This is a genomic window from Streptomyces rugosispiralis, from assembly GCF_024505145.1.
Lineage (GTDB): Bacteria > Actinomycetota > Actinomycetes > Streptomycetales > Streptomycetaceae > Streptomyces > Streptomyces rugosispiralis.
In genome coordinates this window covers 16,770-42,732 of the sequence record NZ_JANIAA010000015.1, presented here as the reverse complement: position 1 = coordinate 42,732, position 25,963 = coordinate 16,770, and the positions used below count along the sequence as shown (strand labels likewise).

Genomic DNA, 25,963 nt, shown 5'->3' with positions numbered 1-25,963 from the left:
ACCGCGCCCGGGGACGCGCATGTCACACCGCGCCCCGGGGGCGCCCGCGCGCCGTACGCCTCAGAACGGCACCCCGCACCGCAGCAGTACGTTCGCGTACGGCCGCGCCTCGCCCGTACGCACCACCAGCCGCGCCCCCGCCGTCAGCGTCTTCAGCTCCTCGTGCGGGACCAGCTCCAGCGCGGGAGCCGGGAAGAGGCGGTCGAGCAGGGCGGTCGCCCCGGAGTTGTGGCCGCGTACCTCCCGCGCCGCCGTGGCCCCCTCGACCACCAGCTCGTCCAGCAGCCCGGTGAGCACCCGCTCGAACGACGGCACCCCGGCCGTGAAGGCGAGGTCCACCACGAACGGCCCGTCCGGTATCGGCAGGCCCGCGTCGCACACCATCACGGTGTCGGTGTGGCCCAACAGGGCGATGCCCGCGCTCAGCCGGCGATTGAGGATCCCGGACCGCTTCACAGGGCTGCCACCTCCTCGGCGCTGGGGAAGGACGCCTGCGCCCCGGCCCGGGTCACCGCGGCCGCGCCCACGCGCACCGCGAACCGCACCGCCGTCACCAGGTCGTCGCCGACGCCGAGGCGCCAGGCGAGGGCTCCGGTGAAGGCGTCCCCGGCGCCCGTGGTGTCCACGGCCGTCACCTCGGGACTGGGCACGAGCACCGTACGGTCGCCGTCGGCGACCAGCGCGCCCTCGCCGCCCAGGGTCACCACGACCGAGCGCGGACCGCGCGAGAGCAGGGCGTCGGCCCACTCCTCGGGGTCGTCGGAGGAGCCCACCTGGTCGTCGCTGAGCAGGAACCGCGCCTCGTGCTCGTTGACCACCAGCGGATCACAGGCGGCCAGCACATCGTTGGGCAGCGGCGCGGTCGGCGAGGGGTTGAGCACCACCCGCGGCCCGGGGCGGTCGCCGAAGCCCGCGGCCGCCGTGCGGACCACCTCGGCGACCGACTCCAGGGGGATCTCCAGCTGCAGCGATACCACCCGCGCCGCGGCCAGCAGGTTCGCGGCGGCCCGGACGTCGCCGGGGGTCAGCCGGGCGTTGGCCCCCTGGGAGACCACGATGCTGTTGTCGCCGGAGGGGTCCACCGTGATCAGCGCGACCCCGGTGGGCGCGCCGCCGACCAGCACGCCCACCGTGTCGACCCCGGCCGACCGCTGGGAGTCCAGCAGCAGCCGGCCGTAGTCGTCGTCGCCGACCCGGGCCAGCAGGGCCGTCCGGGCCCCCAGCCGGGCGGCGGCGACGGCCTGGTTGCCGCCCTTGCCGCCCGGGTGGACCACCAGGTCGGACCCGAGGACCGTCTCACCGGCCTCGGGGCGGCGGTCGACTCCGATCACCAGATCGGCGTTGGCCGACCCCACGACCAGCAGGTCGTAGTCGTGCATCCGCACGTCCTTTCGTTTGTCTCTTCGCGGTGACGACCTTCACCCGTCAATTCGCGGTGACGACCTTCACCGGCACCTTCACCGTGCCGTCGATCTTCTGCCCCTTGGCGGCCTTGACGGCGTTCTCCACCACCATCCGGCCCAGTTCCTTGGGCTGCTGGGCGACGGTCGCGGCGAGAGTGCCGTTCTCGACGGCCTTGAGCCCGTCCGGGGTGCCGTCGAAGCCGACGACCGCGACGGACTTGCCCGCCTTGGACCCGAGCGCCTTGACCGCGCCGAGCGCCATCTCGTCGTTCTCGGCGAAGATCCCGTCGATGCCGGGGTGGGCCTGGAGCAGATTGGTGGTCACATCGAGCCCCTTGGCCCGGTCGAAGTCGGCGGTCTGCTTGCCGACGACCTTGATGTCCGGGTACGCCTTCAGGCCCTCCGCGAAGCCCTTACCGCGCTCACGCGAGGCCGAGGTGCCGGGGGTGCCCTGCAGCACCAGGATCGTGCCCTTCTTGCCGAGCCGCTCGGCGAGCGTCTTGGCGGCCAGCTTGCCACCGGCGATGTTGTCGGAGGCCACCAGGGTCGCGATCTTCGCCTTGTTGACGCCGCGGTCGGCGGCGAGCACCGGGATGCCCGCCTTGTCGGCGGCCCGGACGGACGGTCCGGCGGCGTCGGAGTCGACCGGGTTGATGATGATCGACTTCATGTTCTGGCTGGTGAAGTTCTGGAGCTGATTGGCCTGCTGGGAGGCGTCGTTCTGGGCGTCGGTGACCGTAAGGCTGACACCGGCGCGCTTGGCCTCCTCCTGGGCGCCCGCCTTCAGTTGCACGAAGAAGGGGTTGTTCAGGGTGGAGACCGACAGGCCGACCTTGGTGGACGTGCCCCCGGAGGAGCCGGAGCGCCAGACGGAGGCGCCGAAGGCGATGGCGGCGACGACGACGGCGGCCAGTGCGAACTTGCCCGCGTTGACGGCCTTCTTACGGCCGCCACCGGACGGCCCGCCCGCCGCGGCCCCGGGCGCGCCCGGTCCGGCCCCGGCCCGTCGGCGCACGGTGTCAAGCAGCACCGCGAGCGCGATGACGACACCGATGACGACCTGCTGCCAGAAGGCGGACACCTCCAGCAGGTTGAGCCCGTTGCGCAGTACGGCGAGGATCAGCGCGCCGATGAGCGTGCCGGACGCCTTACCGACGCCACCGGACAGGCTGGCGCCGCCGATGACCACCGCGGCGATCGCGTCGAGTTCGTAGCCGACCGCCGCCTGGGGCTGCGCGGAGGACAGCCGGGAGGCGAGCACGATGCCCGCGACGGCCGCGAAACCGCCGGAGAGCGCGTAGATGACCAGCTTCTGGCGGGTCACCCGGATCCCGGAGAGCCGGGCCGCCTCCTCGTTGCCGCCGATCGCGTACATCGCCCGGCCCGGATACGTACGGCCCAGCACACCGGCGGTGATCAGGCCCATCACGATCATCACGATCACCGGGACCGGCAGCCAGCCGCCGAGGGTGTCGCCGAGGCCGGACACCGAGTCGGGCACGGCTATCGGGCTGCCCTGGGAGATCACCAGGGCGAGGCCGCGGCCGATCGACAGCATCGCGAGGGTGGCGATGAACGGCGGCAGCTTCCCGAAGGAGACCAGCGCCCCGCTGACCAGCCCGCAGGCGACGCCGGTGGTGAGCGCCAGGAGCGCCGCGAACCAGACCGGCAGTCCCTGTGAGCTCGCGGACCAGGCGAGCACGGTGGCGGACAGCGCGGCCACCGAGCCGACCGAGAGGTCGATGCCCGCGGAGACGATGACGAAGGTGACGCCGAAGGCGAGGATCGCGGTGACCGCCGCCTGGACGCCGACGTTGAGGAGATTGTCGGTGGTGAGGAAGTCGCCGGACAGCAGCGCCATGGCGGCCACCAGCAGTACCAGGGCGCTCAGGGCGCCGTTGTCGAGCAGCACGCGGCGCAGCGCCGTCGAGCCTCCGGGGTCCTTCGTGGCGTCAATCGTGTCAGTGGCCACGGGAGCCCTCCTTTTCCTTGCCGCCGACTCCTTCGTCGGCGTCCTTGACGTCCTTCACTGCCAGGGCCATCACGGCGTCCTGGGTCGCGTCGTGCGCGGTCAGCTCACCCGCGATCCGGCCCTGGGCCATGACCAGGACCCGGTCGCTCATCCCCAGCACCTCGGGCAGATCGCTGGAGATCATCAGCACGGCGTGGCCGGACGCGGTGAGTTCGTTGATGAGCTGGTAGATCTCGACCTTGGCGCCCACGTCGATCCCGCGGGTCGGCTCGTCGAGGATCAGCACCTTGCTGTCGGCGAGCAGCCACTTGCCGATGACGACCTTCTGCTGGTTGCCCCCGGAGAGGGTGCGCACCCGCTGGTCGAGACCGGCCATCCGGACGGCCAGCCGCTCGGCGACACCGGCCGCCGAGCGCCGCTGGGCGGCCCGGTCGACCAGCCCGGCGCGGGTGGCGGCGCGCAGCGTGACCAGGCCCAGGTTCTCCTGTACGGAGCCGTCGAGGACCAGTCCCTGGCCCTTACGGTCCTCGGGGACCAGGCCGATCCCGGCCCGCATGGCGGCCACCACGTCATGGCCGGGCAGTGGGCGGCCGAGCACCTCCACGGAGCCGGAGTCGTACGGGTCGGCGCCGAACAGCGCCCGGACGACCTCCGTACGGCCCGCGCCGACCAGCCCGGCCAGGCCCACCACCTCCCCGGCCCGCACCTCGAAGCCGATGTCCTGGAAGCTGCCGTTCCGGGTGAGCCCCCGGACCTTCAGCAGGGGCTCACCGGCATCCCCGCGCTCGCGCGGGTACTGCTGCTCGATGGAGCGGCCCACCATCAGCCGCACCAGCTCGTCCTGGTCGGTGCTCGCCGGTACCTGGGTGACGCTGCGGCCGTCGCGCAGCACGGTGACCCGGTCGCCCAGGGCGGCGATCTCCTCCAGGTGGTGGGTGATGAAGACGACGCCCACCCCGTCCGCGCGCAGCGTGCGCACGATCCGGAAGAGCTTGTCGACCTCCTCGGTGGTGAGCACGGCGGTCGGCTCGTCCATGATCAGGACGCGGGCCTCCAGGCTCAGCGCCTTGGCGATCTCCACCATCTGGAGCCGGGCGATGCCGAGGTCGCGGACGCGGGTCCGGGGCGAGACGTCCACCCCGACGCGGGCCAGCAGCTCGGCGGCCCGCGCGTCCATGGCCTTGCGGTCGATCATGCCGAAGCGGCGCGGCTGGCGGCCCAGGAAGATGTTCTCGGCCACGGTGAGGTCCGGGACGAGGTTGAACTCCTGGTAGATGGTGGCGATCCCGAACCGCTCGGCGTCCTGCGCGCTGTTGATGCGCACCGGTTCGCCGTCGACCAGGATCCGCCCGCCGTCGGGGCGGTGGGCGCCGGAGAGCATCTTGATCAACGTGGACTTGCCCGCGCCGTTCTCGCCCAGGAGGACATGCACTTCGCCCCGGCGCAGCTCGAAGTCCACCCCGTCCAGCGCGATCACTCCGGGGAAGGTCTTACGGACCCCCTCCATGCGCAGCAGTTCCGCCCCGCCGGGGGAGGACCGCTCGGGCTCGGAACTCATGGCTTGCTCCCTTCGGGCTCGCCGCACGAGCGGCGGGTGACCAGACGGGCGGACAGGGTCACCGACTCGGCGGGCCGCCCCTCGACGAGATCGATCAGCGCCGTCACGGCGGCCCGGCCGAGCGCCCCGGTCGGCTGGGCGATGGCGGTGATGGGCGGATCGGTGTGGACGAACCAGGGGATGTCGTCGAACGCGGCGAGCGCCACGTCGTCCGGCACCCGCAGGCCCCGGGCGCGGATCTCGTCCATCGCGCCGAGCGCCATCAGGTTGTCGGCGGCGAAGACGGCGTCCGGGGGGTGTGGCAGATCGAGGAAGCGGGCGGTCACCCGGCGGCCGCTGTCCGCCTGGAAGTCGCCCTGGCCGATGTGGTCCTCGTGCAGCTCCAGGCCGGACTCGCGCAGCGCGGAGCGGAAGGCGTCCACCCGTTCGCGTCCGGTCGTGGTGGCCGCGGGGCCCGCGATGATCGCGACCCGGCGGTGGCCAAGGGCGCACAGATGGGCCACGAGGGCGCGGATGGCTCCCCGCCCGTCGGTGCGGATCACCGGCACCCGGTCCAGACCCTCGCCCTCGATCCAGCGGTCGACGAAGACCATGGGGGTGCCGGCGCGGGCGGCGGCCAGCATCATCGGGGAGCCGCCGTCGGTGGGGCTGACCAGCAGTCCGTCTATGCGGCGGTCCATCAGGGTGCGCACATGGTGGTCCTGGAGGTCGGGCCGCTCGTCGGCGTTGCCGATGACCACGCTGTAGTCCAGCTCGCGGGCGGCGTCCTCGACCGAACGGGCCAGCTCGGTGAAGAAGGGATTCAGCACATCGCTGATGACCAGCCCCAGGGTCCGGGTCTGATCGGTGCGCAGCGAGCGCGCCACCGCGTTGGGGCGATAACCGAGGTCGGCGACCGCGGCGAGCACCCGTTCGCGGGTGTCCGCGCGGACGGAGGGGTGGTCGTTGAGCACCCGTGAGACCGTCGCCACGGAGACCCCGGCGCGCCGCGCCACATCCTTGATGGCCGGCATCGTCCACCTCCTTGTGGAATCGATTACATGAGATTGGAATCGATTACATTGAAGGAGGCAAGGGGTCGGCCCCCGGTGAAACCGGATCGTGATATTCCGCTGCGGGGCGCATACCCGCGTTCGTTCCCCGCGGGCGTTGTCCACAGGCCCGAACCGCCTGTCGGCTCCCGGCGGTACGGTCGGGGCATGCTCAAACTCGCGGTGGTGGAAGGGGTCCTGGAGCGGATCACCTACGCCAATGAGGAGAACGGCTATACGGTCGCGCGGGTCGACACCGGCCGTGGCTCCGGCGATCTGCTCACCGTCGTCGGCTCGCTGCTGGGCGCCCAGCCGGGCGAGTCGCTGCGGATGGAGGGTCGCTGGGGTTCCCATCCGCAATATGGCAAACAGTTCACGGTCGAGAACTACCAGACCGTCCTCCCCGCCACCGTCCAGGGCATCCGGCGCTATCTCGGCTCCGGGCTGATCAAGGGCATCGGCCCCCGGATCGCCGACCGGATCACCGAGCACTTCGGCGTCGACACCCTCGATGTCATCGAAGAGGAGCCCAAGCGGCTGGTAGAGGTCCCCGGCCTCGGCCCCAAGCGCACCAAGATGATCGCCGCCGCCTGGGAGGAGCAGAAGGCCATCAAGGAGGTGATGGTCTTCCTCCAGGGGGTCGGCGTCTCCACCTCCATCGCGGTGCGGATCTACAAGAAGTACGGAGACGCGTCGATTTCGGTCGTGAAGAACGAGCCGTACCGGCTGGCGGCCGACGTCTGGGGCATCGGCTTCCTCACCGCCGACAAGATCGCCCAGTCGGTCGGCATCCCCCATGACAGCCCGGACCGGGTGAAGGCCGGTCTGCAGTACGCGCTGTCCCAGTCCGCCGACCAGGGCCACTGCTATCTCCCCGAGGAGCAACTCATCGCGGACGCGGTCAAGTTGCTCCAGGTGGACACCGGCCTGGTCATCGACTGCCTGGGCGAGCTGGCCACCGAGGACGAGGGCGTGGTGCGCGAGCCGGTCCCGGGTCCGGAGGGCGGCGAGCCGGTCTCCGCCGTCTATCTGGTGCCCTTCCACCGCGCCGAGATCTCCCTCGCGGGCCAGGTGCTGCGGCTGCTGCGCACCGAGGAGGACCGGCTGCCCGCCTTCCGGGGCGTGGACTGGGACAAGGCCCTGGGCTGGCTGGCCGGTCGCACCGGCGCCGATCTGGCGCCCGAGCAGAGCCAGGCGGTGCGGCTCGCGCTGACCGAGAAGGTCGCGGTGCTCACCGGCGGGCCGGGCTGCGGCAAGTCGTTCACCGTGCGGTCCGTGGTGGAGCTGGCCCGCGCCAAGAAGGCCAAGGTGGTGCTCGCGGCGCCCACCGGCCGGGCCGCCAAGCGGCTGTCCGAGCTGACCGGCGCCGAGGCGTCCACCGTCCACCGGCTGCTGGAGCTCAAGCCCGGCGGGGACGCGGCGTACGACAGGGACCGCCCGCTCGACGCGGACCTGGTGGTGATCGACGAGGCGTCGATGCTCGATCTGCTGCTGGCCAACAAGCTGGTCAAGGCGGTCCCGCCCGGTGCCCATCTGCTCTTCGTCGGCGATGTGGACCAGCTGCCCAGCGTGGGCGCCGGGGAGGTGCTGCGCGATCTGCTGGCCCCCGGCAGCCCCGTTCCCGCGGTGCGGCTGACCCGGATCTTCCGCCAGGCCCAGCAGTCCGGGGTGGTCACCAACGCCCACCGGATCAACGAGGGGGTGCCGCCGGTCACCCAGGGCCTGTCGGACTTCTTCCTGTTCGTCGAGGACGACACCGAGGAGGCCGGGCGGCTCACGGTCGATGTCGCGGCCCGCCGCATCCCCGCGAAGTTCGGCCTGGACCCCCGCCGCGACGTGCAGGTTCTGGCCCCGATGCACCGCGGCCCGGCGGGCGCCGGCACGCTCAACGGACTGCTTCAGCAGGCCATCACCCCGGCCCGCCCGGACCTCCCGGAGCGCCGCTTCGGCGGCCGGGTCTTCCGCGTCGGCGACAAGGTGACCCAGATCCGTAACAATTATGAGAAAGGGGCCAACGGGGTCTTCAACGGCACGGTTGGCGTCGTCACCTCGCTCGACACCGATGAGCAGCGGCTGACCGTGCGGACGGACGAGGACGAGGAGGTGCCGTACGACTTCGACGAGCTGGACGAGCTGGCTCATGCCTATGCGGTGACCATTCACCGGTCACAGGGCAGTGAGTACCCGGCCGTCGTGATCCCGGTGACCACCGGGGCCTGGATGATGCTGCAGCGCAACCTCCTGTACACGGCCGTGACCCGTGCCAAGCGCCTTGTGGTGCTGGTCGGCTCGCGCCGCGCGCTGGGGCAGGCGGTGCGCACCGTCTCGGCGGGCAGGCGCTGTACCGCGCTGGATCACCGACTCGGCGGCGATGTGACAGTCGAGCGTGTCAGATGGGTTTCCGAACGATGACGAACGGGGCAGGATGGCCGTGAAAGGCGGCACTGAGTGCCGCCAAAAGGCTCTTCGGCCGACCCCGAGTGCACGTTCGCTACCCGAGTAGGGGAAGGTGGGGGGAGTCAGGGCACCTCGAAGAAGAGAACCAGACGTCGGTGAGGGATGACGTGAGCGACAACTCTGTAGTACTGCGGTACGGGGACGGCGAGTACACCTACCCGGTGGTCGACAGCACCGTCGGCGACAAGGGCTTCGATATCGGCAAGCTGCGCGCCCAGACCGGTCTGGTGACCCTGGACTCCGGTTACGGCAACACCGCCGCGTACAAATCCGCGATCACCTATCTGGACGGTGAGCAGGGCATCCTGCGCTACCGCGGCTACCCCATCGAGCAGCTGGCGGAGCGCGCCTCCTTCCTGGAGACCGCCTTCCTGCTGATCAACGGGGAGCTGCCGACCGTCGATGAACTGGCGGCCTTCCGTGAGGACATCACCCGCCACACGCTGCTGCACGAGGACGTCAAGCGGTTCTACGACGGCTTCCCGCGTGACGCACACCCGATGGCGATGCTGTCCTCCGTGGTCAGCGCGCTGTCGACCTTCTACCAGGACAGCCACAACCCGTTCGACGAGAAGCAGCGCAACCTCTCGACGACCCGGCTGCTGGCCAAGCTGCCGACCATTGCCGCCTACGCGTACAAGAAGTCGGTCGGCCACCCCTTTGTCTACCCGCGCAATGACCTCGGCTATGTCGAGAACTTCCTCCGGATGACCTTCTCGGTCCCCGCGCAGGAGTACGACCTGGACCCGACCGTGGTCTCCGCGCTCGACAAGCTGCTGATTCTGCACGCCGACCACGAGCAGAACTGTTCGACCTCCACGGTCCGGCTGGTCGGTTCCTCGCAGGCCAATATGTTCGCCTCCATCTCGGCAGGCATCAATGCCCTGTGGGGTCCCCTGCACGGCGGCGCCAACCAGTCCGTGCTGGAGATGCTCGAGGGCATCCAGGCTTCGGGCGGCGACGTCGACACCTTCATCCGCAAGGTGAAGAACAAGGAAGACGGCGTGAAGCTCATGGGCTTCGGGCACCGCGTCTACAAGAACTTCGACCCCCGGGCGAAGATCATCAAGTCGGCGGCGCACGATGTCCTCTCCGCGCTGGGCAAGTCCGACGAGCTGCTCGACATCGCGCTCAAGCTGGAGGAGCACGCGCTCGCGGACGACTACTTCGTGGAGCGCAAGCTCTACCCGAACGTGGACTTCTACACCGGTCTGATCTACCGGGCGATGGGCTTCCCGACGGAGATGTTCACCGTGCTGTTCGCGCTCGGCCGGCTGCCGGGCTGGATCGCCCAGTGGCACGAGATGATCAAGGAGCCGGGCTCCCGCATCGGCCGCCCCCGCCAGATCTACACGGGCGTGGTCGAGCGCGACTTCGTCCCGGTCGAGGAGCGCTAGAGCTTCTTGGAGTCTCCGGGTGCCCCCGCCCTGTTCCTTGAGAGGGCCGGGGGCACTCGTATGAGCTGGGCCGGGTGCCGTAGGGCTTCCGGCCCCGGGGTCTTCCGGCAGGGGGTACCTCCCGGCGGTGGCCGGGGGAGGCTGAAGCGCCCCGGCGGGGGCACCTCCCAGCCGTAGCCGGGGGAGAACCGAGCCCTCAAAAAAGCGAGAAGCGCCCCGCTGCCGATCCCCCCACGGGTCGGAGCGGGGCGCTTCCCTTGCCCCGGAGCGGATTCCCCCCACGGGATCCGGCCGGGCGTCTACGGGCCCTTGCGGGCCGTACGGTGGCGCGATCTGCCGGGACGGGTACCTACGGGAGGGCCGCTCAAAGCTCCCCGAGTACGTCGTCCCGGCTACGCGTTGCAGGATCCGTCCCCCAAGACGTATCCCCACCGTCCCATTAGACTCGCCACCCCCCTCAATGGTTACGTTGGGTTGTCTGTGATCTGCGTCTCTTGCCATAAGGGCCATAAAAGGGCAAGAGCCTCGATTTGAAGATCGAGGCTCCGCCGTATGGGTGTTGTGCGGCTTATGGGGACTTGGTGAATCTATGTGGACGCTGTGAAGGCCCGCAGTCGCAGACTGTTCGACACCACGAACACGGAAGAGAACGCCATCGCGGCTCCCGCGATCATCGGGTTCAGCAGTCCGGCCGCCGCGAGCGGCAGCGCGGCGACGTTGTAGCCGAAGGCCCAGAAGAGATTGCCCTTGATGGTGCCGAGCGTCCGGCGCGCCAGCCGGATCGCGTCCGCCGCCACCCGCAGATCGCCCCGGACCAGGGTCAGATCCCCGGACTCGATGGCCGCGTCCGTGCCCGTGCCCATCGCGAGCCCGAGGTCGGCGGTGGCGAGGGCGGCCGCGTCGTTGACCCCGTCGCCCACCATGGCGACCGTACGGCCCTCATCCCGCAGCCGCTTCACCACGTCCACCTTGTCCTGCGGCAGCACCTCGGCGATGACGTCGTCGATGCCGACCTCGCGGGCCACCGCCTCGGCGACCAGCCGGTTGTCGCCGGTCAGCAGGATCGGGGCGAGGCCGAGCGCCCGCAGTTGGGCGACCGCCTCGGCGCTGGTCTCCTTGACGGCGTCGGCCACCAGGAGGACACCGCGCGCCGCGCCGTCCCAGGCCACCGCGACCGCCGTCTGCCCCTCGGACTCGGCCGCCGCCTTGGCGGCCGCGAGATCCTCGGGCAGTTCGATGGCCCGGGCGCCCAGCAGCTTCTCGCGGCCGACCAGCACCGCGTGGCCGTCCACCGTGCCCTGGACGCCGAGACCGGGCTCGGAGCGGAAGTCCTCGGGTGCCGGGAGGTCGCCGATCCGCTCGGCCGCGCCGTCCGCGATGGCCCGCGCGATCGGGTGCTCGGAGGCGTGTTCCAGGGCGCCCGCGAGCCGCAGCAGCTCCCGCTCGTCCACACCGGGCGCCGTGACGGCCCCGCGCAGCCGCATCTGCCCGGCCGTCACCGTGCCGGTCTTGTCCAGGACGACGGTGTCCACCCGGCGCGTGGACTCCAGCACCTCGGGCCCCTTGATCAGGATGCCCAGCTGGGCGCCGCGGCCGGTGCCGACCATGAGCGCGGTCGGGGTGGCCAGGCCCAGGGCGCAGGGGCAGGCGATGATCAGGACGGCGACGGCCGCGGTGAAGGCGGCGGCCGTGTCGCCCGTGGTGAGCAGCCAGCCCAGCAGGGTGCCGACGGCGATCAGCAGCACGATCGGTACGAAGATCCCCGAGACCCGGTCGGCCAGCCGCTGCACCTCGGCCTTGCCGTTCTGCGCGTCCTCGACCAGCTTGCCCATACGGGACAGCTGGGTGTCCGCGCCGACCCGGGTGGCCTCGACCACGATCCGGCCCGACGCGTTGACGGTCGCGCCCGCCACCGCGTCGCCGACCCCCACGTCCACCGGCACCGACTCGCCGGTCAGCATCGAGGCGTCCACGGCGGAGGAGCCCTCGACCACCGTGCCATCGGTGGCGATCTTCTCGCCGGGGCGCACCACGAAGTGGTCGCCTACGGCCAACTCGCCGACGGGGATCCGTACCTCCCGGCCCGCCCGTCGCCCACCACCGCCCTCAACCGGGAGCGCTTCGCGCTCGCCCCCCTCGTACCGGAGCACGGCCACGTCCTTGGCGCCTAGCTCCAGCAGTGCGCGCAGCGCGGCGCCCGCCCGCCGCTTGGACTTCGCCTCCAGATAGCGGCCGAGCAGGATCAGCGCGGTCACCCCGGCCGCCGCCTCCAGATAGATCGAGGACGATCCACCGGTGCGGGAGACGGTGAGGTCGAAGCCGTGCCGCATACCGGCCATGCCCGCGTCACCGAAGAACAGCGCCCACGCGGACCAGCCGAGGGCCGCCAGGGTGCCGATGGAGACGAGGGTGTCCATGGTGGCCGCGCCGTGCCGGGCGTTCGTCCAGGCGGCCTTGTGGAAGGGCGCGCCGCCCCAGACGACGACCGGCGCGGCGAGGGTGAGCGAGAGCCACTGCCAGTTGTCGAACTGCAGGGACGGCACCATCGCCAGCACCACGACGGGCAGGGACAGCGCGAGGGAGACGAGCATGCGGTGGCGCAGGGAGTCCGGTGCGGCCTCGCCGCGCGGGTCGGCCTCCGGTGCGGCGGCGCCCTCGGGGGCGCGGGGCTCGGGCACGGCGGGGCGCGGTTCCTCGGCGGTGTACCCGGTTTTGACGACGGTGGCGATCAGGTCGGCGACCTCGATCCCGGCGCCGTAGGACACCTTGGCCTTCTCGGTGGCGAAGTTCACCGTGGCGGTGACGCCGTCGAGGCGGTTGAGCTTCTTCTCGACACGGGCGGCGCAGGACGCACAGGTCATCCCGCCGATGGCGAGTTCGACCTGCGAGGGGCCGCCGGTCGTCGCGGTGGTGTCGGCGGCGGACCCGGCGGGGGGTGCCGTGCTGGTCATGTCTGGTTCTCCTGGGAGGAGGGCCGGGCCGTGCGGCGACTGTATGAGCAGGGCGGCACGGGCCGGCGGGGGTTTGGTGGGGGCTCGCTCAGGCCCGGCCGGCGAGCTCGTAGCCCGCCTCGTCCACGGCGGCGCGGACGCTCTCGTCGTCCAGCGGGGCGGCCGAGACCACGGTGACCTGGCCGGTGGACGCCACGGCCTTGACGGAGGTGACGCCGTCGAGGCCGCCGATCTCCTCGGTGACGGCGCCTTCGCAGTGGCCGCAGGTCATGCCGGTCACCTGGTAGACGGTGGTGACTGCCTCGGAGCTCATGGGGTTCTCCTGTGTGAGGTGAGCGTGACGGTCGGTGCGCAGGAGGTGCCGGAATGCCTCAGCGTCTCCTGACGATTCCCACTCTATACCCCTAGGGGGTATGGATGGAAGCCGGTGGTGCGCGGGTCCGTGGCGGGTACCCCGCACCCGCGCGCACCCCTCCGCGGCCCGGGGACTTTTCCCGGGGCCCCGGGGTGGGGGCGTCGTGCGACTCCGTCCGGCCGTCCGTCGCGCGGAGGTGGCCGGGGCTCTGGCCGACTGCCGTGGAAGCCGGTGGCCAGGGCCCCGGGGCGTGCCCCCGGCCACCGGGGGCGGGAGCGGACGGGGCCGTCTCAGCGGCGCCCCCGGCTCCCGGTGGCGTTCTGCTCGCGGTGGCGGGGGCACTGGCATGGCGGCCACGCCTGCCCCAGTCCGTAAGCGTCGGTGCTGTCCCTCCCGGTCAGGACGGTCACCACCGCGCGCCGCGCGATGACGATGCCGTCGCGCGCCATCGTGTACACGCGCATCGTCATCCGAGGCTCCGCACGGGGCTCCTCGCCCCCGCCCCTGCCCTTGCGGATGTTCACGGGTCGTCCTCCCCGACCGGCGCGAGGAGCTGGAGCACGCTGCGCAGACCGCGTTTCACCGCGCCCAGGTGGTAGGCCAGTTCCTCCGGTGCGGCGGTGGCGAGGCTCAGAGCCTCGGCGGCGGCAAGGCTCTGTCCGGCGACGATCACGACGGCCTGCTCCAAGCCGTCGCGGGTGGGCCTGCCCGCCGCGACACACGCCGGGCACAGACCCGAACGCGGCTCGCCGAGGTCGCGGTGCCCGAAGTCGCCGGGCACGGCGCACAGGGCGCAGCCAGGGGCCGGAACGGGCGCGGCACGGCCGGTGGCGGTCACCGGATCACCACCATCCCGTGCGGAGCACAGATCAACTCCACCCGGGGGACGCTCTTCGGCCGCTCTCGCCGCCGCCGCTCATCGGCCACCGGGTAGGGGCGCACCAGCGCGGGCAGCCCGCTGTCCAGCGGCAGGAGGGGAACGGTGTGCAGTTCCAGGGTCGGCGAGTTGGTGTACGGGCGCGGGGGCACCGGTCGGTGCGTGACACTCGGGGAGGCCATGGCCCCCGCCACGGGGCCGGAAGGCCCCGGGCGCGACGTGGGGAGGTTCGGGGCGGCCCGGTGACGGCCGGACGGCCGTAAGGCGAAAAACGCCCTCACCCATACGAGCAGACGGGCGATAGGGTCCAGCATGTTGACGCTCCAATCCAGCGTTGACCATGCCCCCGGACCCGGCCAGGTCGCGGGGGTCTCCCAGGTCAGAAGTTCCTGCCCGCGCCCGTGTCGGTCAGGGGCGCGGTGGCTGTTGACTCTGTGTAGTGCAAGCGTGGCTGTCCGCGCGTACTCTCGACAGACTTGGATGTCTCAACCTGGTTTTGGGAGATGGGAGTTACGTGCATGGCGGCACGGCAACGTGAACTGACGCCCGACCGATCGGCCCGTCATCTCTTCGGTGCCGAGCTGCGCGGGCATCGCGAACGGGCAGGCATGAGCCTGGCGAGGCTGGCTGAAGTGGTGCCGTCAAGCCGTAGTCACTTGGCGCGCATCGAGGTAGCCGAGTACATGATCCCGCCCGAGCTTCCCGCCCATCTGGACGCCGCGTTCGGCACAGACGGGCTCTTCGGAAAGCTGTACGCGCTCGCAAGGCGGGAGGTGCACCCGGACAAGTACCGGCGTCGTATGGAGCTGGAGACTCGCGCCAGGGCAATTGCTTGTTATGCGGGTCAGCTTGTGCCTGGACTGCTCCAGACCGAGGACTACGCTCGCGCTCTCTTTCGAGTCAGTAACCCGAAGGCGACCGTGAACGAGATAGAGGAGAAGGTGGCGGCACGGATGGGGCGCCAGGCACTTCTCCGGGCTACGCCTTCACCTCATCTATCCGTGATCCTGGACGAGGCTTCCTTGCGGCGGCCGGTTGGTGGGGCAGGCGTGATGCGTGCCCAGTTGGCCCGGTTGATGGGCTTGGTGGACACCCCTGACAGCGTGATTCAGGTGCTGCCGTACGAACACGGTGAACACCCGCTGATGGGTGGCACTCTGGATCTGCTGAGGCTGGACGATGGCACAGAGGTGGCCTATGAAGAGAGCATCGACACCGGGCAGTTACTAGAGGACACCGAGACGGTCATGGCCCGGATTCAGGCATACGATCTGCTCAGGGCATACGCCTTGTCGCCGACACAGACGGCAGCATTCATCCGTTCTGTTATGGAGGAATTGACGCCATGAGCACCCCCCGGGACACCTCCTACGTAGGGTGGGTCAAATCCAGCTACAGCAACGGCGGAGGGGGGTCCTGCGTCGAGTGGGCTCCCGCGTTCGCGTCCACTGGCGCCGTCCCCGTGCGTGACAGTAAGGATCCGAACGGCCCGGCGTTGGTCTTCCCCGCCTCGTCCTGGTCATCGTTCATATCTGCCGTCAAGGACGGGGAGTTGCACGGCGCCTGACCCCTCGCTGATGACGCATCGACACAGCAAAGAGCGGCCCCTGACCACATGGCAGGGGCCGTTGTGCTGGTGCGCCCGGCATGGGCGATGGGCCATGCCGGGGTGGCAACGTCACGGCACGGTTTCGCGCAAGAGGGTGAGAAACCGCTAGTCCTTGCCATCGCGCCGGGCGCGGCGGTTGCCGGGTCTGCGGACCACCCAGGAGCGGATCGTATCCGCGTACCAGTACGGCTTGCCGCCCTCCACATGATCGGGGGGCGGCAGCAGACCGTGCTTGCGATAGGACCGTACGGTGTCGGTCTGCACACCGATATGCGCGGCGATCTCCTTGTACGACCACAGCCTCCGGTCGGTCATTTCTCATGCCCTTCCGCAGGGCGTCGCGGTTACGGCCCGGTGGGGCCGTCGGGGGAGCCACGTCGCGCCTGCTCACATTCCATCAGCCTGTGCCTGGTCAACGACGCTGAGTGAAGGGTGGCCCGGGGCTGTTGAACATCTGTGACGGAGGCGTATGGAGATGTGACCGCTGTGACGCGCGAGTGACGCACCGGACGAGACCCGGACGCACTCGGACGCGCTCGGACGTACTCGTCCGCCAAGACCACAGCGGGCCGGCCGTGAGGTCACGGCCGGCCCGCTGGGCGTCGGCTGGAGACGGGGTGTCAGCTGTAGAAGGCGGGGCGCTCGATCATCTCGACGGCCGTGCGCTGACCCGTGGCCTGGGCCCGGACCCCCGCCTCACTGACGGCGGCCGCGGCATAGCCGTCCCAGGCGCTGGGGCCCTCGACCTCCCCGCGCCGGGTGGCGTTGACCCAGCTCTGCACCTCGCGGTCGTACGCCTCCTCGAAGCGGGCCACGAAGTCCGGAGCGATCTCCCCGCCCCAGACGCCGGGCCGGTTGACCAGCATCCCGTGGGCGTCGCCCACGCGGGCGGTGCCGCGTTCGCAGACCGCCTCCGCCTGCACCTGGTAGCCGAAGCCGCAGGTGGCGAAGATCTCCACATTGACGATCGCCCCGCCGGTAGTCTCGAAGACCACCAGCTGGGGGTCGCTGAGCGGCTCGGGCGACAGTGAGCTGGGGGTCGGCTTGAGCACGGTGATGGCGGCGATCTCCTGCTCCAGCAGCCAGCGCGACTGGTCCATCTCATGCACCACCGAGTCGGTGATCAGCATCTCGTTGGTGAAGTACGAGTGCACCGAGGCATTGCGGTGGCGGCAGTGCAGCAGCAGCGGGCGGCCCAGTTCGCCCCCGGCCAGCAGCGCCTTGAGCTTCATGAACTCGGTGTCGTAGCGGCGCATGAAGCCCACCTGCACCCGGCGGTGGCCCAGCCGCTGCTCGGCCTCCAGCACCCGCAGCGCGGACGCGGAGTCCGGGGTGAGCGGCTTCTCGCACAGCACCGGCAGATCGCGTTCGAACGCGCTGAGCAGCGCGGCCTCGTGCGCGGGCCCCGGCGAGGCGATCAGCACCGCGTCCACGCCGGGCGCGGCCATCGCGGCGGCCGGGTCGGTGAACGCCTGACAGCCGTCGGCGGTGTCGGCGACCGCCTTGGCCCGCGCCTCGTCGATGTCGACCACGGCGGCCACCCGGGCGCCGCTGATCACGTCGTTGATGCGGCGGACATGGTCGGCGCCCATCTTGCCGGTCCCGATGACGGCGACCCCGAGCGTTCCCTGCTGGGTCATAGACTGCTCTCTCTTCTCTCTCTGCTCTCTGGACGGTTCGACGGCCCGTGTGGGCGACGGCCCCTGGGGGCTGGTGGGGGCGAAAAGGAAGGGGTCAGGCGCCGCAGGAGCGCAGGAAGCGCCGGGTGCGCTCGGCGATGGGGAAGGGCTGGCCGGGCGGGCAAGGGTACATGTCCTGCTCGACGATGGCGAACAGATCCACATCCAGGTTCTGGGCCGCGGTCAGGACCGGCCCCAGCTCCGGAATGCCGTTCGGCGGTTCGCACATCACCCCGCGCTGGACGGCGGGCCCGAACGGCACCCCGTTCTTCACCACATCGGCGAGGATCTCCGGGTCGACCTGCTTGAGGTGGAGATAGCCGATGCGCTCGCCGTAGGTCTCGATCAGCTTGACGCTGTCGCCGCCGCAGTAGGCGTAGTGCCCGGTGTCCAGGCAGAGGCTGACCAGGTCGGAGTCGGTGGCGTCCAGGAAGCGGGCCACGTTCTCCTCGGTGTCGATATGGGTGTCGGCATGCGGGTGGACGACGATGTCGAGCCCGAAGCGCTCCCGCACCTCACGGCCGAGCCGCTCCATCCCGGTGGACAGATGGCGCCACTGCTCGGCGGTGAGCGTCGGAGGCTCGATCAGCTCGGCGGTCTTGTCGTCCCGCCAGAAGGAGGGGATGACCACGAGGTGCTTGGCGTTCATCGCCCGGGTCAGCTCGGCCACCTGGGAGACATGCTCCCAGGTGGCGTCCCAGACCTCGGGGCCGCGGTGCAGCGAGGTGAAGACGGTGCCCGCGGAGACCGTGAGACCGCGCCGGCCGGTCTCCTCGGTGAGCCGGGCCGGGTCCGTGGGCAGATAGCCGTACGGACCCAGCTCGATCCACTCGTAACCGGCCTCCGTGACCTCGTCGAGGAAGCGCTGCCAGGGAACCTGCTGATCGTCGTCGGGGAACCACACCCCCCACGAGTCGGGGGCCGAGCCGACCCGGATGCGGTCCAGGGTGGGTACGGGGGAGGCGTCGGCAGTCATGGCAGAGGGTCTCCTCGGTGTGCTGGGGTGCCCGCGTCGTACTGCTTTGGGCAGCTTCACCGGCCGGGCGGGCGGCCGTCAAGGGTTCGTCAGGACATTCGGACGTCTTGTCAGGGAAAGGCGTCGGAAGGATGGCGTCCGTCAGGAGGTGTCCATCAGGAGGTGTCCATCAGGAAGATGGGGCGGTCACCTCCTCCGGCAGCTCGTCTACGTCGACCCCGCGGACCTGGGCCAGCTCATGCTTGAGCGCGGCCAGTTCGGCACCGCCGGCCATGTGGTTGGTGAGCTCCTCGAGGCTGACATCCTCGCGCGCCGCGTTCAGCTCCAGGGTGCCGAGCCGGAGCACCGCGAAGTGGTCGCCGACCATATAGGCGTGGTGCGGGTTGCGGTGACGAGCGCGGCGAAGCCCGCTCTGCGGTGTCGATTGAGTCTGAGGTCCATCCGTTCCAGCACCTCTCAAGCCAGGTCCGTCGGATCAGCACGGCCGTTGCAGAACGGGAGCCTCTCCCCGTGGGTGGCCACTGTCAAGACTTTGTCATGACAACATTTCATCTGGACGTAACGAGCCGATAACGCGCCCCGTGGGCCCGGATGATTACGTCCGTATGTAAGGACAAAGTCTTGACAGTGGTGGGGGCACACGTCTAGACCTGAAGGGCCGGGATGGATCCCGGAGTTCTGAGCACCAGACCCTGAGCTGCGTCTTTCCCGAAGGGGCAGGCATGAGTGAGCCGTACGACCTGATCACGATGGGCCGCATCGGAGTGGACCTCTATCCACTGCAGACCGGTGTGCCACTGCCGCAGGTTGAATCGTTCGGAAAGTTTCTCGGCGGCTCGGCGACCAATGTCGCGGTCTCCGCGGCCCGCTTCGGCCACCGCTCCGCCGTGATCAGCCGCACCGGGGCGGATCCGTTCGGCGACTACATCCACCAGGAGCTGCGGGCCTTCGGGGTGGACGACCGCTTCGTCACCCCCGTCGAGGAGTACCCCACCCCGATCACCTTCTGCGAGATCTTCCCGCCCGACGACTTCCCGCTGTACTTCTACCGCCGCCCCAAGGCGCCCGATCTGGAGATCCACTCCGATGAGCTGGACCTCGACGCCATCCGCACCGCCCGGATCTTCTGGATGACCGGCACCGGGCTCAGCGAGGAGCCCAGCCGCACCAGCACCCTCGCCGCGCTCGCCGCCCGCGCCAAGAGCGGCACCACCGTCTTCGACCTCGACTGGCGGCCGATGTTCTGGGCCGACCCGGAGACCGCCCGCCCCTTCTACGCCGAGGCGCTGCGCCATGCGACCGTCGCCGTCGGCAACGTGGACGAATGCGAGATCGCCACGGGTGCGCGCGAGCCCAAGGCGTGCGCGCAGGCGCTGCTGGACGCGGGCGTGGAGATCGCCGTCGTGAAACAGGGCCCGCGCGGGGTGCTCGCCGTGCACCGCGACGGCACCACCGCGGAGGTCCCGCCGGTCCCGGTCGAGGTGGTCAACGGGCTCGGCGCGGGCGACGCGTTCGGCGGAGCGCTGTGCCACGGGCTGCTCTCGGACTGGCCGCTGGAGCGCGTCATGCGGTACGCCAACGCGGCGGGCGCCATCGTCGCGTCCCGTCTCGCCTGCTCCTCCGCGATGCCCACCACGGCGGAGGTCGAGGCTCTGCTGGCGGGGGACTGACCACCGACGTCAGGCCCTTCCCCTCGTCGGCACGCGGTCCCCGCGCTCCGTGTGCCCTTCAAGAATCGCGAATGCGAGGAAAATCCCTTGAGCATCAGCATTTCGGACCTCGTGGCGGTGCGCAGCCGCCACCCGGAGTCCATCGCCGAGGCGGCCGCCCGCCGGGTCCGCCGCCCCCTCATCGGGGACAGCGGCCGTCTGATGATCGTGGCCGCCGATCACCCGGCGCGCGGCGCCCTCGCCGTCGGTGGCCACAAGCTGGCCATGGCCAACCGGGGCGATCTGCTGGAGCGGCTGTGCGTGGCGCTGTCCCGGCCCGGGGTCGACGGGGTGCTCGCCACCGCCGACATCCTCGAGGACCTGCTGCTGCTCGGCGCCCTCGACGGCAAGGTCGTCATGGGCTCGATGAACCGCGGCGGCCTCGCCGGGGCCTCGTTCGAACTCGACGACCGGTTCACCGGACACCGCCCCCAGGACATCGAGCGCCTCCGCTTCGACGCGGGCAAGCTGCTGCTGCGCATCGACTACGAGGACTCCGGTTCGCTGACCACCATGGTCACCACGGCCCGCGCCATCGACGAGATGGCCGAGCGGCGGCTGCCCGTCTTCGTCGAGCCGTTCATCTCCCGGCGGACGGGCGGGAAGGTCGTCAACGACCTGTCCGCCGAGGCCGTCACCAAGTCCATAGCCATCGCCTCCGGCCTCGCCGGAACCTCCGCCTACACCTGGCTGAAGGTGCCGGTCACCCACGACGCCGACGAGATGGCGGCGGTGATGGAGACGAGCACCCTTCCGGCGGTGTTGCTCGGCGGCGACGTGGGCAAGTCTCCGCAGGACCAGGAGGAGGCGTACGAGAAGTGGCGCAAGGCGCTGGGCCTGCCCACCGTGCAGGGGCTGGTCGTCGGCCGCTCCCTGCTCTATCCGGCGGAGGGCAGTGTCGAGACCGCCGTGGACACCGCCGTCGGCCTGCTGTGACGCTGTAAGAAAGGCAGAGACTTCACGCCATGACCACCACCGATCCGTTCCCCGGCTTCCATGTGCAGGCCGGCAAGGCGGCCGACGGCCCCTACGCCGTGGACATCGACCCCGAGCGGGCCGGCTGGGGCTACTCCAGCCTGCGGGTCCTCGATCTGCCGCCCGGCGGTTCGCACTCCCTGGCCACCGGGGACAGCGAGTGGATCGTGCTGCCGCTGAGCGGCGGCTGCACCGTGATCGCCGAGGGCGAGACCTTCGAACTGCACGGCCGGGAGAGCGTGTTCAGCGGGGTGAGCGACTTCGTCTATCTGCCGCGCGACTCCCACGCCCAGATCGCCAGCGGCGCGGGCGGCCGCTTCGCGCTCACCGGCGCCCGCTGTGAGCGCCGGCTGCCCGCGCGCTACGGACCGGCCTCCGCCGTCCCCGTCGAACTGCGCGGCAGCGGCAACTGCTCGCGCCAGGTGAACAACTTCGGCGCCGCGGCCCCCGCCGGAGGCGGAAAATCAGGTGGCGGTTTCGAATGCGACAAGCTCATCGCCGTCGAGGTGCTCACCCCGGGCGGCAACTGGTCCTCGTATCCGCCGCACAAGCACGACCAGTGCCGCCCCGGCGAGGAGAGCGAGCTCGAGGAGATCTACTACTTCGAGATCGCCGAGGCCCACGGCAACGAGGGCGTCGGCTATCAGCGGGTCTCTCCGTCCGGCCACGGCCGTGGCACCGATGTGCTCGCCGAGGTCCGCTCCGGCGACACCGTCCTGATCCCCGACGGCTGGCACGGCCCCTCCATCGCCGCCCCTGGGCACGACATGTACTACCTGAACGTCATGGCGGGCCCGGAGGCGGAGCGCGCCTGGCTCATCCGCGACCACCCCGACCACAGCTGGATCCGCTCCACCTGGCCGGACCAGCCCGTCGACCCCCGTCTGCCCCTCTATCAAGCACCCGCTGGAGACCCACGATGAACGGTTCGGCAGTGCGCCGCCTCACCGTCGCCCAGGCGCTGGTGGAGTTCCTGGCCCACCAGTACACCGAGCGGGACGGTCGGCGGCATCGCCTGATCAACGCCACCTGGGGGATCTTCGGCCATGGCAACGTGGCCGGGCTCGGCCAGGCGCTGCTGGAGTCCGGGCCGGGCACCATGCCGTACCTCCAGGGCCGTAACGAGCAGGCGATGGTGCACGCAGCGGTCGGCTTCGCCCGGCAGAACAACCGGCTCGCCGCCCAGGCCGTCACCACCTCCATCGGCCCCGGCGCCACCAACCTGGTCACCGGTGCCGCGCTCGCCACCGTCAACCGGCTGCCGGTGCTGCTGCTGCCCGGCGACATCTTCGCCACCCGGCCCGCCGACCCGGTGCTCCAGCAGCTCGAAGTGGGGTACGCGGGCGACATCTCGGTGAACGACGCGCTGCGCCCGGTCTCCCGCTACTTCGACCGGGTGATGCGCCCCGAGGCGCTGATCCCGGCCGCGCTCCAGGCCATGCGGGTGCTGGCGGACCCGGCCGAGACCGGCGCCGTCACCCTGGCCCTGCCGCAGGACGTCCAGGCCGAGGCGTTCGACTGGCCCGAGGAGTTCTTCGCGGACCGGGTGTGGCACGTCCGCCGCCCCGCCCCCGAGGCGGCCGAGGTGGCCGCCGCCGCGCGGACCATCCGCGCCGCCCGCCGGCCGCTGATCGTCGCGGGCGGCGGGGTCCACCACAGCGAGGCGGAGGACAGCCTGCGCGCCCTCGTGGACGCGACCGGCATCCCGGTGGCCTCCACCCAGGCGGGCAAGGGCTCGCTGCGCTACGACCACCCCGCCGACATCGGCGGGATCGGCCACACCGGCACCGCCGTCGCGGACGACCTGGCCCGCACCGCCGACCTGGTCATCGGCGTGGGCACCCGCTACAGCGACTTCACCACCGCCTCCGCGACCCTGTTCGCGGACCCGGCGGTCCGCTTCCTCAACCTCAACATCACCCCGTTCGACGCCCACAAGCTCGGCGCCACCACCGTGGTCGCCGACGCCCGCGCCGCCCTCGAAGCGCTCACCGCCGAGCTGGCGGGCCACCGCGTGGACGAGACGTACGAGGCCGAGTACCGCACCGGGAAGGCCGCGTGGGAGCGCCGGGTGGACGCCGCGTACGCCGCCGAGGACGAGACCGCCCGGCCGTCCCAGACCCAGGTACTGGGCGCGCTGGACGCGGTCGTCGGCGACGAGGACGTGGTGATCAACGCGGCCGGCTCGCTGCCGGGCGACCTCCACAAGCTGTGGCGCGCCCGCTCCCCGCGCCAGTACCACCTCGAGTACGGCTACTCCTGCATGGGGTACGAGATCCCCGGCGCCATCGGCGTACGGCTCGCGGCGCCCGGCACCCCGGTCTGGGCGCTGGTCGGTGACGGTACGTATCTGATGATGCCCACCGAGATCGTCACCGCGGTCCAGGAGGGCATCAACATCAACGTCGTGCTGCTCCAGAACCACGGCTACGCCTCGATCGGCGGTCTGTCGGAGACCACCGGCGCCGAGCGCTTCGGCACCGCCTACCGCTTCCGGGCGCCCGACGGGCAGTACACCGGCGATCCGCTCCCGGTCGACCTGGCCGCCAACGCCGCCTCGCTCGGCATGGACGTGCTGCGCGCGAAGAGCGTGGGCGAGCTGCGGGCGGCGCTCGCCGAGGCACGCGCCTCGGACCGGCCCACATGTGTCTATGTGGAGACCGAAACGGCCGACACAGTGTCCGGCGCACCCGAGGCACAGGCGTGGTGGGATGTGCCTGTCGCCGAGATCGCGACCCGTCCGGCCGCCGTGAAGGCCCGCGAGGACTACGACCGGCAGGCCGCCGCACGCCGCCGCCACCTCTGACGTTTTTCGACAGAAAGGCTCCGCACCCATGAAGACCGTCAACCACTGGATCGGCGGAAAGACCGTCGAGGGCGCGACCGGCGCGTACGGACCGGTCTACAACCCCGCCACCGGCGCGCAGAACACCCAGGTCGCCCTGGCCTCCGTGGACGAGGTCGACGCGGCCGTGGCCGCGGCCAAGGAGGCGTACCGCTCCTGGGGCACGGTGTCCCTCGCCAAGCGCACCGCGATCCTCTACAAGTACCGCGAGCTGCTGGACGCCCACCGCGACGAGATCGCCGAGCTGATCACCGCCGAGCACGGCAAGGTCCACTCGGACGCGCTCGGTGAGGTGGCCCGCGGTCTGGAGATCGTGGAACTGGCCTGCGGGATCGCCGAGAAGCTGAAGGGCGAGCTGTCCACCCAGGTCTCCACCGGGGTCGATGTCTCCTCGATCCGCCAGCCGCTGGGTGTGGTCGCGGGCATCACCCCGTTCAACTTCCCGGCGATGGTGCCGATGTGGATGTTCCCGGTGGCCATCGCCTGCGGTAACACCTTCGTCCTCAAGCCCAGCGAGAAGGACCCCTCGGCCTCCCACCGGCTGGCCGAGCTGGCCTCCGAGGCGGGGCTGCCGGACGGGGTGCTCAACGTGGTCAACGGCGACAAGGTGGCCGTCGACCGGCTGCTCGAGCACCCGGACGTCGCGGCCGTCAGCTTCGTGGGCTCGACCCCGATCGCGAAGTACATCCAGTCCAAGGCCGTCGAGCACGGCAAGCGGGTGCAGGCGCTCGGCGGCGCCAAGAACCACATGCTGGTGCTGCCCGACGCCGATCTGGACTTCGCGGCGGACAACGCCATCAACGCGGCCTACGGCTCGGCCGGTGAGCGCTGCATGGCGGTCTCGGTCGTGGTCGCGGTCGGCGACGCGGGCGACGAGCTGGTGAAGAAGATCGCCGACCGGGCCGCCAAGTTGCGGATCGGCCCCGGGAACGACCCGGCCTCCGAGATGGGCCCGCTGATCACCAAGGAGCACCGCGACAAGGTCGCCTCCTATGTGCACGGGGCCGCGGCCCAGGGCGCCGAGGTGGTCGTGGACGGCACCGGATACTCCGTGGAGGGCCATGAGAACGGCTTCTTCATCGGCGTATCGCTGCTGGACAGGGTTCCGCCGACGGCCGACGCCTACCGTGACGAGATCTTCGGCCCGGTGCTGTGCGTGGTGCGCGCCGAGACCTACGACGAGGCCATCGCGCTGATCAACAGCTCCCAGTGGGGCAACGGCACGGCCATCTTCACGCGCGACGGTGGCGCCGCCCGCCGCTTCCAGCTGGAGGTGGAGGCGGGCATGGTCGGCGTCAACGTGCCGATCCCGGTGCCGGTAGGCTACCACTCCTTCGGCGGCTGGAAGGACTCGCTCTTCGGCGACCACCACATCTACGGCAACGACGGGGTGCACTTCTACACCCGCGGCAAGGTCGTCACCACCCGCTGGCCGGAGCCGTCGGAGGAGGTCGGCATCAACCTCGGCTTCCCGAAGAACCACTGACCGTACGTCCGATCGGCCCGGCCCTCATGGGCCGCGTACGCCCCTCGCCCCAGCCCGTCAGGGGCGGGCGGGGGGCACCTTCCGCGTCCACGGCCTCGCCGAGTCGCCGGAGGCGGTGTAATGGGGCTAGGAGTGCTCGATGGTCTCTCCCTCGGAGACTTGGTAGCAGCCCGAGGTGACTTCGATGCCGATGCTCGGGGTGTCACGCTTGCTGTACCCGACGATCCAGACACTCATCTTCTTGGAGTCGTTGTCGGCGACGATGTTGAGGTTCTTGTTCGCACTGTTGTCGCGGTAAGAACTCTTGATCACCCAATCGCCCGTACCGAGTTTCTCCTTGAGGTTCCTCATGGCGACGTCGTTGTCCGCGCCGGACTTGGGCTTGAAGTTCCACGGGTGGTAGACCTGGAAGTACTTGTCCGGGTCCTTGCCGGAACACGCCTTGACACCGGGCCCGGGTTGGGATGCTGTACCGGGCACGCCGATGAAGTCGTAGATCTGGCTGGAGATCGCTTTCACGGCGGCAACCGCCTCGTCGGTGCCGGCCGTGCCCGCGTGGGGAATCCGTGAGGCCGAGTCGCCCGACTCGCTGGTATTGGTGGTGGGAGATTCCGAGGTGTCGTCGTCAGTCATGCCGCATCCACTGAGAAGAAGGCCGGTCAATACGAGAGGGAACACGGCAC

22 protein-coding genes and 2 pseudogenes are annotated in these 25,963 nt (G+C 70.6%); 9 read left to right on the top strand and 15 right to left on the bottom strand.

The genetic code is table 11. From position 1 onward, the window contains the following. Positions 1-60 precede the first annotated feature (60 nt). The 5 genes from rbsD to NP777_RS22760 are packed head-to-tail and all read right to left on the bottom strand — an operon-like array spanning position 61 to position 5,946. Complete coding sequence (gene rbsD / locus NP777_RS22780) at positions 61-456, bottom strand: D-ribose pyranase (protein ID WP_256652028.1); 396 nt, start codon at positions 454-456, stop codon at positions 61-63. Beyond that, on the bottom strand, positions 453-1,379 hold the full coding sequence (gene rbsK / locus NP777_RS22775) for a ribokinase (protein ID WP_256652027.1): 927 nt from the start codon (positions 1,377-1,379) through the stop codon (positions 453-455). The genes rbsD and rbsK overlap by 4 nt, the downstream gene beginning before the upstream one ends. A 46-nt stretch (positions 1,380-1,425) precedes the next feature. Next, positions 1,426-3,375 (bottom strand): ABC transporter permease/substrate-binding protein, encoded by a 1,950-nt coding sequence (locus NP777_RS22770; RefSeq protein ID WP_256652026.1) that lies wholly within the window; start codon positions 3,373-3,375, stop codon positions 1,426-1,428. Next, positions 3,365-4,933, bottom strand: coding sequence for a sugar ABC transporter ATP-binding protein (locus tag NP777_RS22765; protein ID WP_256652025.1), 1,569 nt, complete (start codon positions 4,931-4,933; stop codon positions 3,365-3,367). The genes NP777_RS22770 and NP777_RS22765 overlap by 11 nt, the downstream gene beginning before the upstream one ends. Further along, the gene (locus tag NP777_RS22760; RefSeq protein WP_256652024.1) at positions 4,930-5,946 is read right to left on the bottom strand and encodes a LacI family DNA-binding transcriptional regulator; all 1,017 of its coding nucleotides are present in this window, start codon (positions 5,944-5,946) and stop codon (positions 4,930-4,932) included. Before NP777_RS22760 ends, NP777_RS22765 begins: the two co-directional genes overlap by 4 nt. Before the next feature lie 186 nt (positions 5,947-6,132). Between NP777_RS22760 and recD2 the strand changes: the two genes are divergently transcribed. After that, entirely contained in the window at positions 6,133-8,376 is a 2,244-nt protein-coding gene (gene recD2, locus NP777_RS22755) for an SF1B family DNA helicase RecD2 (RefSeq protein WP_256652023.1), read from the top strand. Between the two features lie 152 nt (positions 8,377-8,528). Continuing rightward, complete coding sequence (locus tag NP777_RS22750) at positions 8,529-9,818, top strand: citrate synthase (protein ID WP_044575006.1); 1,290 nt, start codon at positions 8,529-8,531, stop codon at positions 9,816-9,818. Between the two features lie 587 nt (positions 9,819-10,405). On the opposite strand, the gene NP777_RS22745 is transcribed toward NP777_RS22750, so the two are convergent. The 5 genes and pseudogenes from NP777_RS22745 to NP777_RS22725 all read right to left on the bottom strand — a co-directional run bounded on the left by NP777_RS22745 (position 10,406) and on the right by NP777_RS22725 (position 14,153). Then, on the bottom strand, positions 10,406-12,769 hold the full coding sequence (locus tag NP777_RS22745; RefSeq protein ID WP_256652022.1) for a heavy metal translocating P-type ATPase: 2,364 nt from the start codon (positions 12,767-12,769) through the stop codon (positions 10,406-10,408). An 88-nt stretch (positions 12,770-12,857) separates the two neighbouring features. Further along, a pseudogene (locus NP777_RS22740) lies at positions 12,858-13,070 on the bottom strand (heavy-metal-associated domain-containing protein); the annotation flags it as partial. Between the two features lie 344 nt (positions 13,071-13,414). Then, positions 13,415-13,594 (bottom strand): hypothetical protein, encoded by a 180-nt coding sequence (locus tag NP777_RS22735; RefSeq protein ID WP_256652020.1) that lies wholly within the window; start codon positions 13,592-13,594, stop codon positions 13,415-13,417. Between the two features lie 50 nt (positions 13,595-13,644). Next, a complete protein-coding gene (locus tag NP777_RS22730; protein ID WP_256652019.1) occupies positions 13,645-13,962 on the bottom strand; it encodes a hypothetical protein in 318 nt (105 codons plus the stop codon). Further along, on the bottom strand, positions 13,959-14,153 hold the full coding sequence (locus tag NP777_RS22725; RefSeq protein ID WP_256652018.1) for a hypothetical protein: 195 nt from the start codon (positions 14,151-14,153) through the stop codon (positions 13,959-13,961). The genes NP777_RS22730 and NP777_RS22725 overlap by 4 nt, the downstream gene beginning before the upstream one ends. 366 nt (positions 14,154-14,519) lie before the next feature. Between NP777_RS22725 and NP777_RS22720 the strand changes: the two genes are divergently transcribed. Together NP777_RS22720 and NP777_RS22715 are read left to right on the top strand one after the other, a co-directional pair. Further along, entirely contained in the window at positions 14,520-15,350 is an 831-nt protein-coding gene (locus NP777_RS22720) for a helix-turn-helix domain-containing protein (protein WP_256652017.1), read from the top strand. Then, positions 15,347-15,568 carry a DUF397 domain-containing protein gene (locus NP777_RS22715; RefSeq protein ID WP_256652016.1) on the top strand — a complete coding sequence of 74 codons (222 nt, stop codon included), beginning with the start codon at positions 15,347-15,349 and terminating at the stop codon, positions 15,566-15,568. The genes NP777_RS22720 and NP777_RS22715 overlap by 4 nt, the downstream gene beginning before the upstream one ends. A 147-nt stretch (positions 15,569-15,715) precedes the next feature. Here the strand turns inward: NP777_RS22715 and NP777_RS22710 are convergent, their stop codons facing one another. The 4 genes and pseudogenes from NP777_RS22710 to NP777_RS22695 all read right to left on the bottom strand — a co-directional run. Then, positions 15,716-15,925: a helix-turn-helix transcriptional regulator gene (locus NP777_RS22710; protein WP_020871200.1), complete on the bottom strand. Its 210-nt coding sequence runs from the start codon at positions 15,923-15,925 to the stop codon at positions 15,716-15,718. 305 nt (positions 15,926-16,230) lie between these two features. Next, positions 16,231-17,250, bottom strand: a complete 1,020-nt coding sequence (locus NP777_RS22705; protein WP_256652015.1) for a Gfo/Idh/MocA family protein — start codon at positions 17,248-17,250, stop codon at positions 16,231-16,233. A gap of 94 nt (positions 17,251-17,344) precedes the next feature. Then, positions 17,345-18,265 carry a sugar phosphate isomerase/epimerase family protein gene (locus NP777_RS22700; RefSeq protein WP_256652014.1) on the bottom strand — a complete coding sequence of 307 codons (921 nt, stop codon included), beginning with the start codon at positions 18,263-18,265 and terminating at the stop codon, positions 17,345-17,347. Between the two features lie 169 nt (positions 18,266-18,434). Beyond that, positions 18,435-18,650: pseudogene (locus tag NP777_RS22695) on the bottom strand (sugar ABC transporter ATP-binding protein); the annotation flags it as partial. Between the two features lie 337 nt (positions 18,651-18,987). Here NP777_RS22695 and iolC point away from each other — a divergent pair. The 5 genes from iolC to NP777_RS22670 all read left to right on the top strand — a co-directional run bounded on the left by iolC (position 18,988) and on the right by NP777_RS22670 (position 25,280). Next, the gene (iolC, locus tag NP777_RS22690) at positions 18,988-19,935 is read left to right on the top strand and encodes a 5-dehydro-2-deoxygluconokinase (protein ID WP_256652013.1); all 948 of its coding nucleotides are present in this window, start codon (positions 18,988-18,990) and stop codon (positions 19,933-19,935) included. An 87-nt stretch (positions 19,936-20,022) separates the two neighbouring features. Next, on the top strand, positions 20,023-20,910 hold the full coding sequence (locus NP777_RS22685) for a Cgl0159 family (beta/alpha)8-fold protein (protein WP_256652012.1): 888 nt from the start codon (positions 20,023-20,025) through the stop codon (positions 20,908-20,910). 29 nt (positions 20,911-20,939) lie between these two features. Then, a complete protein-coding gene (gene iolB, locus NP777_RS22680) occupies positions 20,940-21,872 on the top strand; it encodes a 5-deoxy-glucuronate isomerase (protein WP_256652011.1) in 933 nt (310 codons plus the stop codon). Continuing rightward, positions 21,869-23,755, top strand: coding sequence for a 3D-(3,5/4)-trihydroxycyclohexane-1,2-dione acylhydrolase (decyclizing) (iolD, locus tag NP777_RS22675; RefSeq protein WP_256652010.1), 1,887 nt, complete (start codon positions 21,869-21,871; stop codon positions 23,753-23,755). The genes iolB and iolD overlap by 4 nt, the downstream gene beginning before the upstream one ends. Positions 23,756-23,783: 28 nt before the next feature. Further along, complete coding sequence (locus NP777_RS22670) at positions 23,784-25,280, top strand: CoA-acylating methylmalonate-semialdehyde dehydrogenase (RefSeq protein WP_256652009.1); 1,497 nt, start codon at positions 23,784-23,786, stop codon at positions 25,278-25,280. 126 nt (positions 25,281-25,406) lie between these two features. On the opposite strand, the gene NP777_RS22665 is transcribed toward NP777_RS22670, so the two are convergent. Further along, positions 25,407-25,913 carry a hypothetical protein gene (locus tag NP777_RS22665; protein WP_256652008.1) on the bottom strand — a complete coding sequence of 169 codons (507 nt, stop codon included), beginning with the start codon at positions 25,911-25,913 and terminating at the stop codon, positions 25,407-25,409. Between the last annotated feature and the right edge of the window lie 50 nt (positions 25,914-25,963).